Origin of the sequence: Paraburkholderia ginsengisoli NBRC 100965, assembly GCF_000739735.1 — a bacterium.
In the GTDB taxonomy this organism is placed as follows: domain Bacteria; phylum Pseudomonadota; class Gammaproteobacteria; order Burkholderiales; family Burkholderiaceae; genus Paraburkholderia; species Paraburkholderia ginsengisoli.
The window spans coordinates 1-17153 of the sequence record NZ_BBJF01000031.1; the positions used below are offsets into that span (position 1 = coordinate 1).

The following is a 17153-nucleotide window of genomic DNA, read 5'->3' on the forward strand; positions in this document are numbered from 1 at the left end:
GCCATCAAAACCAGTTCGACAGCACCGTCCCGTTCGTTGCCTGACACAACGATGTATTGCTGGACCAGATATCTCCTGGTCCAGCAATACATCTATCCAACCACGACGCGATTGCGGCCGGATTTTTTTGCTCTATAGAGCGCACGGTCCGCGCGCTTTATCAACGCGTCAACGTCGACCTCGCCTGCTTCACGTGTGACCACGCCGATACTAACCGTGAATGGAATTGGCTTGAGACGCCACATATGCACGAAGTCCTGTCGTTCGTAGCGCTGCCGTAGTTCGTCCGCGATCATATACGCAAGATTCGCGTCCGCGCCCGGCAGGGCCGCGACAAACTCCTCGCCTCCCCAGCGGGCGAACAGACTCGCCCCATCCGTCATCGACGCCCCGACCTTCGCGAGCATGCGCAAAACCTCATCGCCGGCATCGTGCCCGTGTTGATCGTTGATCTCCTTAAACAAATCAATGTCGAGAATGAACACTGACAGATCGTCACTGGTACCAAGCACTTTCTCTATGAATTCCAGAAACTCGCGGCGATTCGGCAGACCTGTCAGCGCGTCAGTCGCGGCTTGGCTTTTTAGCAGTTCCATTAGCCGGGCGCGATCGGTGATGTCGCGTACGATTGCCATGAATTCGGTCCCACCTTCCAAGTCGATTTTGGAGACCGCGATTTCGACTGGTATTACCGAACCGTCGCGATGTTGCGCGTACACACTGTTGCTCTCGTCCATGCGCGGTGGGGTCGCCTGTCGCAGGCTCGGCTGATACGAGTCCGCGAACTGCTGTACTCTCCGTGGATGGTCCGCGCGAAACTTCTCGGGCAACAGGGTTACGATTGGCCGCCCGAGCACCTCGGCTGACGAATAGCCAAAGAGGTTCTCCGCCGCGCGATTGAACAGCGTGATGTTGTGCTGATGGTCCATTGTCACGATCGCGTCGTAGGCCAAGTCGACCAAGGCGCGATAACGCGATGCATTATTTTCCAGTCCCCGTGTCAGATTCATCTTCGCAGCTATGTCGAAACCGGTCACAAGAATCTCACGCACGCTAGCGCGGCCGCTTGTATGCCTGATCGGTTTAAGCGAAAGGCGCCACCACTGTCTGCCTTCGCGGAAGTCGTAAGTCTGCTCCGGCCCCTGCGGTCGGCCGGACGCAAAGTACGCGAGCAGCTTCTCGCGAAACTCGCGCGGCGCGAAATCCGTAATCAGCGCGTCGAATGAAATGGGAAAACTCTGGATATCTGCGCCCGCGCTGCCTGTCAACTGGAAGAATTGGTTGTTGCAGGCGGTGACGACGAGATTCTCGTTCTCATCGAGCCCGATCATGGCAACGCATATGGCGATGTCATCCATAACCTAGTTCGGTTCCTTGGACCAATTAGACAAAGTCTCACCTTGCAAAAGGCTTTATTCAGTACCACTTTTTGTATCGCGTGAAGTAATTGTCACACAACGCCCGTTTTGGCCAAAGATGCGACGCGCACCATGGAGGGCCGAGCGGCCGCTTACGGGGCGAAAGGGTCGCACAAATGTCCACGTGGCAGTCTCCGCGAATGGCGCTTGTTGGCCGGCTAGCGCCTGTCGCTCCGCCTGTGAACCCTCACGCACATCGACGTGCATTCGGCGACCTTGCCGCAAAACGCAGCCCTGTCACTGACGCGTCCTTTACTGTGACTTCAGTTCCGTCAGCAACATCTTGAGCGCGCCGGCGTCGCCACGGCCCAGCGCATCGCGCGCGCTGGCATAGCTGTGCTCAGCCCGGATAAAAAATTCTGTCGGACTCGCGAGGGTCGGGATCCGGCCGAACGCCGCAAGCAGCGCGGTGAGTACCGACTTCAGGTACGCCTCGAGGTTTGCGCACAACAGCGCAATGTTGATCATGCGGCCTGCGCTGTGCACGATGTCGCACCGGGCGCGCCAGATTCGCTGCAGATGCCAGCGCAGCCCCTGTTCGACCCGACCGAGAAACGTCTTCATGTCGGCCGGCGAGGCGAGAAATCCCATGAACTGGTCAAAACGCATCTGCGTGAGCGGCAGATCCCGCAGACGGTCATTGATCGTCTGGCGGTGCGCCGGATGGGCGAGGACCGTGTAGAGTTGCGCGAAATCCAGTTCCTTGAGCGCAACCGGTCGGCCGTCGGCTGGATTAACGAGTTCGATCGACTGCTCCAGCAGGACCTCGCGATAGGCGCTCAGGTGGTTGGCGATCGAGACGCCCATCAGCACGGGCGTCAGGCTCGACTCCACCGCCCCGCCGATCGAGCCTGTGCCGCCCGCACCCTTCGCCAGTTGCTCCAGCCCGGTCCACCAGTTGACCAGCTTGTTCTCGAAGTTGGTCGTATCCGCGCCCGTGCGGTACAGGCGAAACGCAGAGAGGACCCGTTCACGACCTTCCTGCGAGAACCGTTCGCCGGTCACGAGGCGGCTGACGTTGCCCGCGAAGCGGTGCAGCTCCTCGCCACTGACGGCCGCGCGCGGGTTGGGCACCACCTTCGGGATGGGCAGCACCCGCCAGTATCCTCCGGCCGAGCGGCACGCCGCGAAGTCATCCCCGACGCTGATGTTCGCGTGGTCGTATTCGAAGCGAACGAGATCGAGCACCCGGTTGATCTGCTCGTGCAGCAGCTGCCCGGCCGCCCGCATGTCCACCGCTTCGATCTCGCCCGTGGCGTAGAGCCTTCGCGGGCGTTCATTCATGTTGCGCAGGCCGGCCACCTCGCCCGGGAGCTGTCGCACAAAGCGGATGTCGCCGATGTGATCGGGGAAGGCCGCGACATCGGTGATGCCATCAACGGCGAAATAGGCTCGCCACGAGGTGATCGGCGACATGACGATCCGGCGCAGCAGGTCGAAGCGCTGCGCAAACACGTAGGGCTTGGTCGACGCCTTCACGGGGACCAGCACCTGGCGGTACAGCGCGAAGAGTCCTTCGAGACTCTGGCCCCGGGCCAGCAGATAGCTGAGCAGCGCACCGCATAGCGAGCGGATCCCGTTGAACTGCTCCGGTTCGCCGCGCGCGTCCGGTTCCAGCAGTGCCGCGTGCAGGCCGTCGAACAGCTCGTCAAGGTAGTGCGCGGACAGCAGTGCAATGTACTCGCGCAGATGCGAATCCAGCAGTGCGGCCAGCCTGTCTGCCGCGCCCTTCTCGGCGCTCTGGCCATACACCTTCTCAAGCAGCACATGTATGACCTTCGTAGGGACGGCAAAACGCTCGCGCTGCAGCACCGCCTCCGTGCCCAGGATCCCGATCGCTTCCCGGCCGATCATCGCGCGGTCCTCGGCTTTCGCATGGGCATAGCTGCTGACACGCATCAGTTCTTCAAGGATGTTCAGCGCGTGCATCACCCGGACGCGGTGCGAATCGAGCGAATAGGCGTGCGTCATGTTGAACCAGACGGTCACGAACACATGCTGTTGACGGGTAAGCGGAAAGTTGGCCAGTCTGGTATCGTGTTTCATCGCGTCAGTTTTTGGATGCGTCGTTTTTCGACGTGATTTCGGGCGCTACGTTTTCGTGCGCTGTTTTCCGGTCAACTTTTTGCAACGGTTTTCTGTTGACCGCGGAACTTCGGCCGCCTATAGTACGTCCCATTCGCAGGTGCTACACAAGTCCGTCACGTTTCCGGCGGCACGGTTACTACAGGGGTCAGAGGTGCGGGTCTGGGCGGTGTCCCGCTGCATTTTCTGTTCCCCCACTCCTTCCAAAGGGCTCGCCACTGGCGGGCCCTTTGCGTTGGTGCTGTCCCTTCCCCTGCCTGCCGGGATCAAACGGCCCCTGCGATGCCGGCCAGCGTCACGACGCGTTCACCGCATCCTTGAAGGCCTTGCCGGCCGTGAACCTGACGGTTTTCGCGGCGGCGATCTGCATTTCGGCGCCCGTCGACGGATTGCGGCCCACCCGTGCCGCGCGCGCTCCCGTCGAGAATGACCCGAATCCGATCAGCTGGACCGTGTCGCCGCGCGTCACGGCGCGGGTGACCACCTCGAGGATCGCGTCGATGGCAGCGCCGGTGGCTGCCTTGGTGTCGCCCGTGCTGGCCGCGACTGCGTCAATCAGGTCCTGCTTGTTCATGGACTGCCCGTTCGTGGATTGAAACCCGCACCCTACCGCATCCCCCACCTTCCAGGCAAATCCCGGCGGACCTGAGCGCGGCGAGCACGTGTCTGTCCGCCCTCCCAGGTTCTACGCCAATCGAAAAATTCACCCTTTTCCAGCCGGCGGCAAAATCACCACATCTGATAACTGGAGTCCTCACGAACCGGCCATGACGCAAACGGTGGGCGGCGGCAGGAATCCGCGCGCCAACCCGATGGGCAGCGGACGCGCCAGCGTACCCAGCGCTCAGCGGCTCCCGGTCGATCGGGCCGACAGGGTGCGCCGGTACTGATCGACCTCGAGCAGCAAATGGTCAATCCGCTCGCGCAACTGGCCATTCTGCGCGCGCAGCGCGTCCGCCTCCCTGCTTGCCTGCAGCCGCACCGCATCGTTCTGCATCTTGAGAAACCGCTCGGTACCGGCCAGCTGCGCGGCCGTCTGGGCGAGGGTTGTCGCGCCCACGCCGGCGCGTTCGATTGACGCATGCAGATCAACGAGCAGCCGGTTCACGTGTTCACCGGCCAGATCCCGCGCCGCATGCGCTTCACCGAGTTCGCGGTGCAGTTGCGCGTTCTCCTGCTCAAGTCGCCGGATCCGCGCATGGGCATCCTCCAGCGCCGCCTGAAGCAGGCCCTGCTGGCGGGCGTCGCCCACCCCGCCCGCATCGTGCGCAGTGACCGCCCCGTGATCCGTGGCCGGCTCATGCTGTGACGCATACAAAGGCGCGAGCGCCTCGCGCACCACGGGGGCGAGTGCCTGTCGCATCAGTTCGAGATCGACCAGCCGGCTGTCCCCCCTGCCCGGCGGCGACATCGGCGCGAGCGCCTGCGCGCGCTGGATCGCGCGCTGCACCGTCGGGGCACTCGGATGGCGCTGGACACCGACCTGCGGCGCGACATCGCGCAGCAGCCGGCTGTAGGTGGTCGCGCCAAACACGCGGCCGGTAATCGCCCGGACTTCCGCGATCAGTCCATCCAGAAAGCGCCCGTTGTCGAGCGGGAAATCCCGGTCGGTCGCCGCGATGCCCTTCATGATCGCGAGCAGCTGCGCATCGCTCCATGCAATCCGGGGTCGGCCCATGTTTCAGCTCCTTCGCGTGCGTCAGAAAAGATCGCCCTGCCGCGGATCGCGTGCAGGCGGCTTCGAGGCCTTCGCCGGTCGCGCCGGGCGCCGTCGTTGCGCGACGCGGCGCAGGTGAGCCACGAGTCGCACCACCGTGCCGTCGACCATCATGCTCAGCCTGAAGTGAGCGGCTTCAGCCGGCGCACCGGCGCCCCGGCTGTGCACCAGGGCGCGCAGCGACGGACCAAGCGAATGCCGGCGGGCGCGCGCGAGCAGCTGTGCGCGGCTCATGCCGGGCCAGCAGTCGGCCACGAGGCGTTTGACGGGATCCGGCAGGGCATCCGGCGCGAGGTCCCGGGCAGGGCCAGCGCGATCAGTTCGAACGTGTCAGCCATGGATGCCCCGCCGTGCCTTTACTGCGGTCATCGCCCGGGCTCGCCCGTCATGTCTCGCCTTCATCTGCCCGTCCATCCGCCTGCCCGCTCCGTGTGGTCCTTATGATGCTGCCGATTCTGCCCTAGCAGGCGTCATTTTTACAACGATATTTATTACCGCGTTTTCATCTACGAGACATTACCGCCATAATGTCCAACAGTTTAGAATGGCGCTCATCCAGCTCCTCATCCCAAAAAAGTGCCCGCAACATGGACGACACACCCGACAAGCTGCGCCGCAACGTCGTCATACTGGCTGCCGCGATTCTCGCGATCTCGCTGTTCGACCTGTCGTTCAGGACGAACGGTACCCTGCTCGGCCTCACCGAGGTCAGCAACGTCAATGCGTTCAGGGTGTGGCTCGCGCTCACGGCGACGCTCGTCTATAGGTTCCTGCGCTGGCGCTACGCGGTCGACACGGAAAAGAAACTGCTCGACATAAAGGTGCTGTTCGACGGCCTGAGGGCGCGGGCTATCAAGGAAAGGATTGCGTCGCAGGTTTGCGCAAGGCTGATGGACGGTCGCAGCGTCACGGTCCTGGAGGAGCCCGACGGATGGCTGGACAACTGCCTGACGGACAGGCTCCTGTGGCGTGGACGCCCGACGTACGTCCACCCCGACATTGGCCTTCGGAAGTTTGAGGCCGAGCCGTCGTTGGCCGGCGCGACTGGCATCGCCCGGCTCATCCAGTGGCCGGATGGTCAGCATTACGGTTGCAGCGGCGCAAACATGCTGACTTCGTCACTCGACGGTCACTCGCGCGCCGTCGTCCTGATCGCCAGCGTCTGGCTCCCGGCTCGCGGGTCCCGCCTCGGCATGGCTAACGCCGTGCCGTTGGTGCTGTCGGGGCTCGCGCTGGCGGTCTGCCTGTTCGAACTGGCGTTCTTTTTCCCCATCTAGGACGGTATGAACACCCTGCCCGTCGAACCCACCCATCCCGGAGTTCCGTCGAACCGGCTGGCCAGTCCGATCCTGCCGCCCGGGTTGACTGACGAGGCGATTGTCGGCCGCTGGCTCAAGGCTAAAGCGACGGGCCGCGGGCGCCTCGCGGCCACCACGCTCGCGCAGTACCGGATCGAGGCCGAGCGGCTGTTCTGGTATGCGCGGCAGGTCAGCGTGCCGATCTCGGGGTGGACGCTGGACGAGTTCACCGCCTACATCGGCTTCTTGCAGGCGCCCGCGCCATGGGCGATCCGCGCGCGCGGCGTGCGCCGGGGTTCGCCCGACTGGCGGCCCTTCCTGGGGCCGTTGTCGGACCGCTCGGCCGGCCAGACGCAGAAAATCGTCACCGGTCTGTTCGAGTGGCTGCGCGACGTCGGCTACCTGCAACTGAATCCGGCGGTGGGCCTGCCAACCGTGGGCCGTCGCGAGCCGGAAAAGCAGGCCCGTTTCCTGTCAGTCGACGACTGTGTGCTGCTACGGGAGACCATCGCGGCCCGGGCCGATCATTCGCAGGAAGCCCGTCTGCGCAAGGCGCGCGACCTGTTTCTCGTGGACCTGTTCGAACGGACGGGCATCCGCACCAGCGAGGCCGTGCATTGCGCGATGGGTCATGTGCGCATCGAGCCGGTCCCGGAAGCGCTGCGGCGCGAGTTTCCGGGCGCCCCGCCGTTCCAGTGGATGTTGCGCATCGAGCGCGGCAAGGGCGGCAAGGCCCGCTGGGTGCCATGCGATGAACTTGCCCTGTCACTGCAGGCCTACCGGCTCGCCTTCGGGCTGCCGCCGGTGCCGGCGCAAGACGACACCCTGCCGTTGCTGCTGTCGGTGCGGCGCTCGAAGTGGGGTCAATGGAAAGGCGTCCGGAGCCGCACCGCAGTTTGGCACCTTATGACCGGCCTGTGTCGCGAGAGCGCGGCGTACGCGCGCAAGCGCGGCCGCGCGGCCGACGCCAAGCGCCTTGACCAGGCGTCGACCCATTGGCTGCGACACACGTATGCGAAAGGCCTCGCCGAAGGCATGAAAAACGGCCTCGATACGCGCTCCGCGCTCGACAATATGGGGCACGCCGACGCGCGGACCTTCAACCAATACGTCGACGACGAGCCACTGAAGCGCGCGCTGGCGACGCACCTAGCTCGCGCTCGCGCAGCACGGTAACGCCGGCATCTCGGATTAGTCGCGCCACCGTGCCATCAAGGCCTTCTCGTCAAGTCGATTCGTGCGGCGGGCACTGCTGAGATGTAGGCATTTGAGAAGACCACTCACCACTACTGCGTCGCAAATCGCCGCTTAGCCGTCGCGACACCATAATTGACACAGATCCCTCGCTGGTCATGAGCTGGCACGCGATCTGTTAAGCGGCGAACTACGTGGCTCCCGCCGGATAATGGCATCAACCATATTCGGAAACGGCACAGATAGGTGATCGGAGCAGAAGCCTGCCTAGCGTGCATCCTGGTGACGATGCAGACGGCATGAAGTAGGGAAGCACAATCGCGATGCTCGCGAGAACCAAGAAATAGATTCTGCTGCCACCCGTGGGTTCAAGCCTGTCCAGCCGGTAAGATGGGTGTGGATATGCGAGATGCGATGGGGGAGAGCGACTTTGCGTCTTCCCTGCAACCTTCAAGACGGGTGACAAAAGCGTCCTAATTAGGACACTTTTTCTGCGAGTTACGCGACTGCCCGCGGGTGCAGCAGAAAGCGTCCTAATTAGGACACTTTTCTCGGCGCTAGGGTGCGAGTCACGGAGGGGCACTTTCCAGATGTTCGCGACCAGCCGCAAGCCCGCGCACACCGTCCATGATTCGTCATAAAAAACCCGCCAGCGGCGGGTTTCGAGACTGTCACTCGGAACGAATGGAGAACATCTTTCCTATATGTTCCCGAAGCTCGCTTTCCTGCTCCTCGGTCACTACACCTGCCTTGAATTTGAATGTCAACCCTTTGACGTCTTTGGTGATGCTACCGGCTTGAATCTTCCCTGAAAAAATCTTCAAGATGCTTCGTCCACCCGCATCAGCGGTCGACAGGCCACGTGAGACTTGCGCGGTGATAGACGCGGCTACCTTAGTCTGGACGAGGTCACCGGATACAACGAGGGGCCACAAGTCCCTAACAGCTTTCAGTCCGGCGTCTCCTGTCTTCTTTAACACGTTGACGATGTCTTGAGCCGAGTTCGCTGCCAGCAACCCCGGATTCAGGTCAAGGTCACGCTTGATGAAGTCCGGTAAATCGTCGAAGGCCAAGAGCCGGTAAAGGTCAGCGCGCGTCACGCCCATTACTTCGGCAAGTCGGGTCCGCTTCGGGAACTCCGTCTCCGCACGACGAACCGCAATCGCAATCTCATAGTCTGTCAGGTCGTCGCGAGTGACGTTTTCCATCAACGCCAAGGCCGCCATGTCCTGGTCAGTGCATTCAATAACAACCGCCCGGATATTTTCGAGATTGAGCAGCTTATGCGCACGCCAGCGCCGCTCCCCTGCAACCAGCTGGAAGGTGTCGCCGACACGGCGAACTGTAACTGCCTGCAGCAAGCCGACCTCCGAAATCGCTCTAGCCAATTCGGACAGCTTCGCTTCATTGAATTGGCGGCGGGGCTGCCACGGATTAGGAACGATGAGACCGATATCAATCGCTGTCGCCAGCCCTTTCGACTCAAGCTCCTGAATCCGTAACTGGGCCGCAGCCAAGGCACTCGTGATGCCCGGCATAGTTTGTGGACCGCGGGCGCCCTTTTCCTTTTTGCTTTCGCCCTTAAAATCCGCAGGCGTCGGCAGGTTGGCCGTCTTGGCCATTAGCTGTTCTCGGATATTGCTCATGCTGCCGACTCCTTCCATGATTTGACAAACATGTCGTCCAGCCATTTAGCGTATTGAATCATCGGCTGCTTGACGCGCTGCAAGGACCTTGCCGTCGAATGAGTGCTGACTACATCCAGTGCCGTCGAGAACGAAAGTGCGCCGCCACTCATAACCGAGCTCGCCGGAATTTCAAAAGGGTCGAGCCATCGGCCGTAAGCACTTTGTGCCCATTGCCGTACTACCGGTGCCGAGGACGTCTTCCCGTAGTCCACTTTGGATAGCAGGATCGATATGCACTCGTACACCTTATTCTCTTCGTAGGGGAGGAAGTCTCCTGCAACGTCTGAGAACAAGCGCCAGAACGCGAGCGAGCTGATGAAGTCGAGGTTTTCAGGGATCATTGGCATGATGAGCGCGTCGGCCGCGAGGAGCGCGTTCAGATTCATGTACGACAGCGAGGGCGAGGTGTCTATCAGGATGTAATCATATTGCGTCCTGAGCGGCTCCAACCCTTGGCGCAAGACCGCCCAGAAGCGATACCCCTGAATCGTCTTCTGACGTGCGGGCAGCAGGAACTCAGCGCCATACAGGAACGTGTGACCTGGAATTATGTCGAGACCGTCCCAGTAAGTAGACTGAACCTTGGCGGCAAGGCCCCCCTCTACGTTCTGATCGTAGATATACGGCAGGACCGTATCTTCTCCCGAGACTTCCTTTTCTGCGTAGAGACCGCAAAGCTCCGATGCAGAAGCTTGCGGATCGAGGTCGATAAGAAGAACCCGTCGACCAAGGAGAGTCAACGCCTGTGCAAGGCAGACCGTCGTAGTAGTCTTCGCTGATCCGCCCTTGAGCTGAGCGGTGGTCAGAACTTTGCCCTTGAACTCGCCGTCATTGTCGCTAAGCCGGGTCTGGTAGATGTCCGAGGCCATTTTTACCCACATGCGCACCTCAGGTAGTGTGAAGGTGCGGCTGCGGCCGTTGCCGTTCAGTGTTCCTGTCGGCAGCCCCGAGTCACCCTTCGTCACCAAATACTGAATCTGCTGCCGGGTGAGATTGCACATTTCGGCCAGCTCGCTAATAGTGAAGAAGGGGGCAACTTTGCGCGGCCGCGGTGCAAGAATCTGCTCGCGAAGGTTGTCCGCGAAAGGTTCGAGCCCCTCAGCAAAGTCCGCCACTTCCCGAAGCGTGACCTTCCTGTCTTCCATCGGTAGGGTACCTACGTTAGCCATTCTGCGCTTTCTCCGTGTTTTGACGTTGAAGCGCAGAATACACGAATACGCGTAAACAAGCTTGTATTAAGGCTAGCCTGCATACCTAACCGAGGGAAATAGGCCTAAATTGATGTTTGTTGAGTGTTTGCCGGGTGAATGGTCGGTCCGCGCGCGGCAGCACATTCTCGAATGCATAAACGCTTGTCGCTCAACTAACCATTTTGTGCCCTGGCACAAAAACCGTCCCGAGGGTGCTTTTTGTGCGAACGGTGTTCCTCAGAAATTTCCACGCATTTTCAATAGGTTAGATACTCACAACAACCCGTGACGTGCGCTGATTTACGATTTTCAAGACAGTTGGTTTGTTTGGTTTTTGTAACCATAAACCCACCTGCATACAAGCAGACAACAAAAAACCTTTGCAAATCAACGGTTAGACCTGTGGATAGGGACGGTTTTTGTGAAATGCAGGACGGTTTTTGTGCGCGCAGGAGCGCAAATTGGGCAGCATCCGGTGGAAATTGTGAAAAGGGGGGTGGAAGTTGTGATGCACAGGCAGGGCACGGGGTGCTTTTTGTGCAGAGTGGCCCTTGGCGAACAGGGGTGGTTTTTGTGTTGACACACTTTGTTCGACTGATAGAGTGCCGAGGATTAGAGAACTGAACGAATGGAAAACCAAACCCTAACCGTCACGCCGCATCAGCTCGCCTTGGACATCTACGACGACATGTCCGCACAAGGCGCGGCCATCTGCGAGTCGACGAGGGACATTGGCTTCCTGAGAAACAATATTTTCACCCGGGTGGGTGGATTAGGCATTGCCGCCCGCCGCGTGCTGGATGCTGCGTACTTCATCGTTGCAACCAAGGCGCCGGATGAGCTGTTGGACGACAGGGTCTACACCTTCACAGCCGACTTGAACTATTTCAAATGGCTGATGCGCTACGACAGCCGAAATCACAGCCACCTCATTGCGCAGATGAGCACGGCTGCCAAGGCGCGCGTGGAAGTCATGACGGCGCCGTCCATAGAGGAGATAACCGAGAAAGATTCATGGGGGACCATCAGTCTTCTTGGCGACTGTTACATCGAACGCGGTGTAGTTTACATCTTGCTCTCCGGACGGGTCATCAAGTACGTCATTAGCCCTTACAAAGCACATTGGCTGAGCCTACGCGCGTCCACTGCTTTCTCTCTCTCCCTTTCGCGCGCCATCTACGACCGGCTTATTCCGTGCGAGGGGCACGGAGTGACGGAATGGTTTGCCTTCAAGGACGTCTTGGAGTGGCCGGGCAAGGTCGGCGAGTCGCGCAAGGAGGTCAAGGAATTCAAAAAGCGATTCCTCGAGCCCGCTATCGAACAGCTCAATGACCTCTCCGATTTCGATGTGAGCTGGGAACCCAACGCCGCGCGCATTGCTCCAGAGCAACTGAAAATCCGCTTCAGATTTACGAAGAAGCAGGGGGCCGACGCAGCACGTGCTGGCATCCAAGATTCGATGTACCTGGTCCTTCACAATGAATTTGCCTTCGACACGCCCGAATTCGAGCGACTCGCGAAGAATCGGGAAGTCTGGACTGACGAGCGCCTCGAACAGGCAATCGAATACACCCGGTTCAAGCTTAACGAAGGGAAGGTCACGGTCAGTCCAAAGGGCTATCTGTTTAAGGCTCTTGAAGGAAACTACCGCATCGGCGAAGCGGACCGAAGGATGGCGTCCATCAAGGCCAGGCAGATCGAGGACAACACAAAGGAAAGCCACAGCCGGGACGCCGTGCAAGCAAAGATAGAAGCCAACATCCAAGCCCAGAATGAGGCCGCCAAGGCCAAGATGAGCGAAGAAATCAAGGTCGGTCGACAGTTCTTCGAGTCCACTGATAGCTTGGCGCAAAAGGAGCTTTGCAACTCCTTTGTTAGTCAACTCATTCCGCAGCGCCTCATTGAAAAGCAGGGCGTCTCCCGCGAGGCGCTGTGTCCCGACAACATCCTCACGGTGAATCGGGTAGTTGCAGACGCATTCTGTTCGCACGTGTTCGCGAAGATGAAGAAGGCGCGTGCACGCAACCAGTCCTGATTGCGATAACCCACCTGCCTAGCGTCCAGCTCGCCGCCGTTGTTACGGTTGGCGGCCGTCGCGCAATAGAGCGCCAAGAAACGCAAGTCATCACAGGTCGCCGATGGCCTTCCTTCTGAAGTCGGATAGGCCAATATATTCGGTCCCCACGTCTGATAACGCCCATTATCAGACAAGGCTTTAATGGGTAAAATGGCGATAAATCCCGCTACGCCGCCCTGCCAGCCGTGTTTTCCAAGGGTTTACCCTTAATCAGGAGCCTGCCCGTGATCCCCCGTGCCCGTCTCGACTCCGTCATCGAAGCCGATATTCAGGCCCTGATCGACCACGGCGTGCGCGAAAGCCGCACGCTCGACTACAAACGCGACTGGCCAGCCGACCGCGACGCGCGGATCGAGCTCGCCAAGGACGTGTGCGCGTTCGCCAATTCGCTCGGTGGCGACCTGGTGTTTGGCGTGCACGAGGACGACGGCGCGGCAGCCGCCATCGAGCCGCTGCAGCTAGTGAACCTTGATGCTGAACTGCTCACGCTGACCAACACGCTGCGCGACCTGCTCGAGCCGCGCGTGAGTGGCGGCCTGCATCCGCATCCGGTCCCGCTCGCCAGTGGTGGCCACGTGATTGTGCTGCGTGTGGCGCCGAGCCCCGGCGCGCCCCATCGCGTCACAAAGGACAACCATTTCTACGCCCGCACCGCGGTCGGCAAGGAACCCATGGATATCCACGGCATCCGCAATGCGTTCGCGTTTTCCGGCTCGCTCGCCGACCGGACGCTCGAGTTCCGCAGCGATCGCATCGCGCAACTGTCGGCCGGGCAGGGATCGCGGCCGCTTCAGGATGGGCCGGTCTTTGCCTGTCACGTTGTACCGGTCTCGGCGATCACACGGCGCGACGCGCACGCCGTCGAGACACTGCTGCAAAGCGCAACGGTGCTCCAGGGTACTGCGCCTGCAGGCGTCGACGTCGGGCAGCCAGCCGTCGATTATGACGGCGTCGTCGTATCCGGCGGCCGCGATGGCCAAGGCCGTTACTCCAGCTATGTCCAGCTGTTCCGTAACGGCTGCATCGAAGTCGCGGCCATATGTGAGGTGGATGATCGCGGTGTCCCGCCGCATCCCACGCTGTACCCATTCAGGCCGGAGCATTCGCTAGTCCGGACAGGACTGCCACGTATCCTCGAAGCCCTCGCGACACTCGAAGTCAATGCGCCTGCCTATGTATTCGTCAGCTGGCTGAACGTCCATGGTATGCGCGTCTGTATCCAGCGGCAAAACCGGCTCGAAGGCTTTCCGGCACTGCCGGAACACCTGCGTCACATCATCGGCCCGCCGGTCTACCTGGAAGATTTCGAGGGCAACCCCGCCGAGGTGCTTGCGCCGGCGCTGGATGTCTTGTGGAATGCCGTCGGCGTTGCGCACACGCAGACAGATTTTGCGGCGGCCAACTGACGGCCCACATCCGGAGAGCTGCATGCACAAGTGGATCATGAAACTGGCCGGTATCCGGCAGCACCCAGAAAAGGGGGACGCGCGGGAGGAGGTGGGCACACGGGAAACGGCCCGCCAGATCCAGCCGTGGCACCCGCCCGTCCTGATCATCGCCGCAGCGCTCGCATGGCCCGCGGCTGCCAGTCCCGTACAGGCGGCGCCGCCCGGCAGGGCAGATGTCCCGATCACCGTCCCAAACAAACCCGGCGCCGGCGTATGGGCGCTGTCGGTGACTGCGCCCACCGGGCAGAAAAACATTCTGATGGCCTCCATGCACGTTGCCGACCGGCATCTGCGGCAACCTGACCGGCGCGTCATCAGACAGGCCCGGGTGGTGGTCTACGAGCATCCCGGATTTGGCGACGGCACGGTCCCCGCCACGCCGTGGCGCAACGCGCTTGCGCCCGCCGATATCGAGGCTTTGCGCGAACATTTCACTTGCAAGCTGCCGTACCGCGACGACAAGCTGGTCGACAACGTGATCAGGTGGCACCTTGCCCAGCCCACCCCGGTTGCGGCTGAACAACTCGCCGCCGATGGGTGCGATTCGGTGGGGTATGAATCCCGCGACACGATCATCCAGCTGGCGCAGCAGCGCTACGGAATCACGCCCAAGTATCTTGAAACGGATAAGGAAGTCGTCGCACAGGAGAAGCGGGTGCCCTGGGACACCAGCGGCCGCGGCATCCACTTCGCGCTGTCGAACGATGCCGCGATCCTGCGGGCCGATGTGGTCGACGCGCTGAACGACGGCGATTACGCGAAGGTAGACAGGACCGTCCGGAACTCCCTGGCGGCCACCGGCATGGACTATGCGACGTTCTATAACCCGATGGTCCGTGAGCGCAACGCGGCCTGGATGCAGACCCTGCCGCCACTGCTCGATACTGGCGGAGCGTTCGTGCTGGTCGGCGCCGAACACCTGCCTGGCCGCGACGGCCTGATCAGGCTCCTCAGGCAGCGCGGCTATATCGTGCAGCCCGTTCAATTGCCCTCAGGGGCTGGCACCACGGCCGAGGCCTACGGCCCAGATCCGGATTAGGCGCGGAATACTACGATGGCAAATCAGCCCCAGTCCCTGACCGTCCCGCCGGCGCGTACCTACACCCGCGCCGATTTCACGGCGCTGCGCGCATTCGTCCAGCAGATCCCCCCGGCGACGATCGCGCGTCTCTACTACGACCCCGAGGTGGCACCGCACGCGGCCACGCCCGAGACGATGGCGCAGTTCCTGCGCACCATGCGTGACGAGCTGGTGCAGCTCGCGCTGCTGCACGGCTCGCCGGTGCTGGCCGATCACCTGAAAACCTCCATCCGCAAGCACGGCAGCGCGAAACTCACCGCCGTGTCGCTGCGCATGGTCGAGGACGCCTCGCGCCTGGCGGCCGCGGTGCCGGCGCCGCACCATGCCATCGGGTTCTGGTTCCGGCCGCTGGTCGCGCAACGGCTGGCGGGGGAGGGCATCATGACCCTGCAGGCGCTGGTCGACTACTGCAACACGCACGGCGGCAGCTGGTGGCGGTCGGTGCCGCGCATCGGTCCGCTGCGCGCCCGCACGCTGGTGGCCTGGCTGCGCCGGCATGAATCGAGCCTCGGTGTGCGGGTCGCGGCCGACGTCGACACACGGCCCTTCGTCCCGACCGATGAGGCGGTGGTGATCGGCGGCGACCCGGCCACGCCGCGGCTCGCGCCGTTCGAACGGATGGCGGTGCCGGCGGCGCTGTCCGGCGGCGACGGCGCCGGTGCGGTCGATGGTGTCAGGGCGCGCGGCACCAATCGCGCCGGCGCCTTCGCGTTCATCCGGGCGCCGCATGATCTGGCCGCGCTGCACGCGTACCTGCATCGCTACCGTGACCGGCCCGCGACCCTGCGCGTCTATACGCGTGAGATCGAGCGCTTCGTGCTGTGGGCGGTGATCGTGCGCGGGGTGGCGGTGTCGTCAGTCACCGTCGAGGACTGCGAAGCCTACAAGGATTTTCTGGCGCAGCCGGCACCGTCATTCACCGGTCCGAAGCGGCCGCGCATCAGCGGCCGCTGGCGGCCGTTCACCGGCACGCTGTCGGCCGACAGCCAGGCGTACGCGGTGCGCGTGCTGCGCGCCGCGTTCCGGTGGCTCGTCGAGGTGCGCTATCTGGCCGGCAATCCGTGGCACGCGGTGCACGACCCGGCGACCGTTACCCAGGAGACGCGCGTGCAGGTCGATCGCGCATTGCCGGCCACGCTCTGGAAGCAGCTACGGGACGCACTCGACCACACCTGTTCACAGGAGACCGTGGAAACCGGGGCGCGCCAGTGGCGGGCCGCCCGCGCGGCGATCCTGCTGATGGGCGACTCGGGCCTGCGACGCAGCGAGGCGGCCCTGGCCACCCGCGAGCAGCTGCAGCCGGCCGATGTCCGCGTCAGCCTTCGCGCTGACGCAGCTGGCGAGGTGACCAGTAAGGTGGTGGGCGACCCGGCTGACAGCACCGCGCGGATCTGGACGCTGACCCTGGTGGGCAAGCGGCGCCGGCAGCGCACCGTGCCGGTCAGTCCCGATACGGTCACGGCGCTGCGTGCGCACTGGCGCGATCGCGGTCGCGACTTCGACGCGTCCGGCGCCAGCGGGCCGCTGGTCGCGCCGCTGGTCGTGCCGGCCACGCAGGACGCCCGGCGCCGGCACGCGCACGGCAATCCCGGCAACGGGATGCCCTATGCGGCCGACGCACTGGGATGCCTGGTCCGGACCGCGATAAAGCGGCTGGCCCGCAGGCTGGCGGAGCAGGGCACCCTCCCGGCCAGCTGCTCGCCGGAAGATCTCGCGCAGCTGGCTAGCACGTCCGCGCACGCGTTGCGGCACACGTTCGGCACCCAGGCGATCAGGCAGATGCCGCTGAACGTCGTGCAGACCATTCTCGGCCATACCTCGCTGCAGACCACATCGATCTACACGCGCGCCGGGCGCCAGCAGATGCTGGACGCAGCCGGACGGTATTACTCAGCTGGCGAGGAGACACTCGTTGCGGCGGGCGGGTAGGCGCGGGCAATCGCGAAGTAATGATTCT

At 62.4% G+C, this 17153-nt stretch carries 13 protein-coding genes; 6 read left to right on the plus strand and 7 right to left on the minus strand.

What is annotated here, in order from left to right; genetic code table 11:
* Nucleotides 1-92: 92 nt before the first annotated feature.
* The 5 genes from BGI01S_RS28270 to BGI01S_RS28290 all read right to left on the minus strand — a co-directional run bounded on the left by BGI01S_RS28270 (nt 93) and on the right by BGI01S_RS28290 (nt 5454).
* On the minus strand, nt 93-1358 hold the full coding sequence (locus BGI01S_RS28270) for a sensor domain-containing diguanylate cyclase (RefSeq protein WP_042329712.1): 1266 nt from the start codon (nt 1356-1358) through the stop codon (nt 93-95).
* 312 nt (nt 1359-1670) lie between these two features.
* Nucleotides 1671-3464 (minus strand): hypothetical protein, encoded by a 1794-nt coding sequence (locus BGI01S_RS28275; RefSeq protein WP_042329713.1) that lies wholly within the window; start codon nt 3462-3464, stop codon nt 1671-1673.
* Between the two features lie 334 nt (nt 3465-3798).
* Complete coding sequence (locus BGI01S_RS28280; RefSeq protein ID WP_255219799.1) at nt 3799-4125, minus strand: HU family DNA-binding protein; 327 nt, start codon at nt 4123-4125, stop codon at nt 3799-3801.
* Nucleotides 4126-4347: 222 nt separating this feature from the next.
* Entirely contained in the window at nt 4348-5181 is an 834-nt protein-coding gene (locus BGI01S_RS28285; RefSeq protein WP_042329715.1) for a hypothetical protein, read from the minus strand.
* 21 nt (nt 5182-5202) lie between these two features.
* Nucleotides 5203-5454 (minus strand): hypothetical protein, encoded by a 252-nt coding sequence (locus BGI01S_RS28290; protein ID WP_232624497.1) that lies wholly within the window; start codon nt 5452-5454, stop codon nt 5203-5205.
* Nucleotides 5455-5807: 353 nt separating this feature from the next.
* On the opposite strand from BGI01S_RS28290, the gene BGI01S_RS28295 reads away from it, so the two are divergent.
* Both BGI01S_RS28295 and BGI01S_RS28300 read left to right on the plus strand, forming a co-directional pair.
* Nucleotides 5808-6497: a hypothetical protein gene (locus tag BGI01S_RS28295; RefSeq protein ID WP_042329716.1), complete on the plus strand. Its 690-nt coding sequence runs from the start codon at nt 5808-5810 to the stop codon at nt 6495-6497.
* A gap of 6 nt (nt 6498-6503) precedes the next feature.
* The gene (locus BGI01S_RS28300; protein ID WP_042329717.1) at nt 6504-7694 is read left to right on the plus strand and encodes a tyrosine-type recombinase/integrase; all 1191 of its coding nucleotides are present in this window, start codon (nt 6504-6506) and stop codon (nt 7692-7694) included.
* Between the two features lie 689 nt (nt 7695-8383).
* Here BGI01S_RS28300 and BGI01S_RS28305 read toward each other — a convergent pair.
* Together BGI01S_RS28305 and BGI01S_RS28310 are read right to left on the minus strand one after the other, a co-directional pair.
* Nucleotides 8384-9358, minus strand: coding sequence for a ParB/RepB/Spo0J family partition protein (locus BGI01S_RS28305; protein ID WP_042329718.1), 975 nt, complete (start codon nt 9356-9358; stop codon nt 8384-8386).
* A complete protein-coding gene (locus tag BGI01S_RS28310; RefSeq protein WP_042329719.1) occupies nt 9355-10569 on the minus strand; it encodes a ParA family protein in 1215 nt (404 codons plus the stop codon). Before BGI01S_RS28310 ends, BGI01S_RS28305 begins: the two co-directional genes overlap by 4 nt.
* A gap of 649 nt (nt 10570-11218) precedes the next feature.
* Here BGI01S_RS28310 and BGI01S_RS28315 point away from each other — a divergent pair.
* From BGI01S_RS28315 to BGI01S_RS28330, 4 genes are all read left to right on the plus strand, one after another.
* Entirely contained in the window at nt 11219-12625 is a 1407-nt protein-coding gene (locus BGI01S_RS28315) for a replication initiation protein (RefSeq protein ID WP_042329720.1), read from the plus strand.
* 266 nt (nt 12626-12891) lie between these two features.
* Nucleotides 12892-14073, plus strand: a complete 1182-nt coding sequence (locus tag BGI01S_RS28320) for an AlbA family DNA-binding domain-containing protein (RefSeq protein ID WP_052400546.1) — start codon at nt 12892-12894, stop codon at nt 14071-14073.
* A 22-nt stretch (nt 14074-14095) separates the two neighbouring features.
* The gene (locus BGI01S_RS28325) at nt 14096-15154 is read left to right on the plus strand and encodes a TraB/GumN family protein (RefSeq protein WP_042329721.1); all 1059 of its coding nucleotides are present in this window, start codon (nt 14096-14098) and stop codon (nt 15152-15154) included.
* A 15-nt stretch (nt 15155-15169) separates the two neighbouring features.
* On the plus strand, nt 15170-17125 hold the full coding sequence (locus BGI01S_RS28330; RefSeq protein WP_042329722.1) for a phage integrase family protein: 1956 nt from the start codon (nt 15170-15172) through the stop codon (nt 17123-17125).
* The last annotated feature ends 28 nt before the right edge of the window (nt 17126-17153 follow it).

Excerpts from the sequence above, each read along its gene's own strand:
- BGI01S_RS28285 (WP_042329715.1), bottom strand. The coding sequence starts at position 5,181 with ATGGGCCGACCCCGGATTGCATGGAGCGATGCGCAGCTGCTCGCGATC.
- BGI01S_RS28275 (WP_042329713.1), bottom strand. The coding sequence starts at position 3,464 with ATGAAACACGATACCAGACTGGCCAACTTTCCGCTTACCCGTCAACAG.
- BGI01S_RS28295 (WP_042329716.1), top strand. The coding sequence starts at position 5,808 with ATGGACGACACACCCGACAAGCTGCGCCGCAACGTCGTCATACTGGCT.
- BGI01S_RS28310 (WP_042329719.1), bottom strand. The coding sequence starts at position 10,569 with ATGGCTAACGTAGGTACCCTACCGATGGAAGACAGGAAGGTCACGCTT.
- BGI01S_RS28330 (WP_042329722.1), top strand. The coding sequence starts at position 15,170 with ATGGCAAATCAGCCCCAGTCCCTGACCGTCCCGCCGGCGCGTACCTAC.
- BGI01S_RS28325 (WP_042329721.1), top strand. The coding sequence starts at position 14,096 with ATGCACAAGTGGATCATGAAACTGGCCGGTATCCGGCAGCACCCAGAA.
- BGI01S_RS28305 (WP_042329718.1), bottom strand. The coding sequence starts at position 9,358 with ATGAGCAATATCCGAGAACAGCTAATGGCCAAGACGGCCAACCTGCCG.
- BGI01S_RS28290 (WP_232624497.1), bottom strand. The coding sequence starts at position 5,454 with ATGAGCCGCGCACAGCTGCTCGCGCGCGCCCGCCGGCATTCGCTTGGT.
- BGI01S_RS28300 (WP_042329717.1), top strand. The coding sequence starts at position 6,504 with ATGAACACCCTGCCCGTCGAACCCACCCATCCCGGAGTTCCGTCGAAC.
- BGI01S_RS28315 (WP_042329720.1), top strand. The coding sequence starts at position 11,219 with ATGGAAAACCAAACCCTAACCGTCACGCCGCATCAGCTCGCCTTGGAC.
- BGI01S_RS28270 (WP_042329712.1), bottom strand. The coding sequence starts at position 1,358 with ATGGATGACATCGCCATATGCGTTGCCATGATCGGGCTCGATGAGAAC.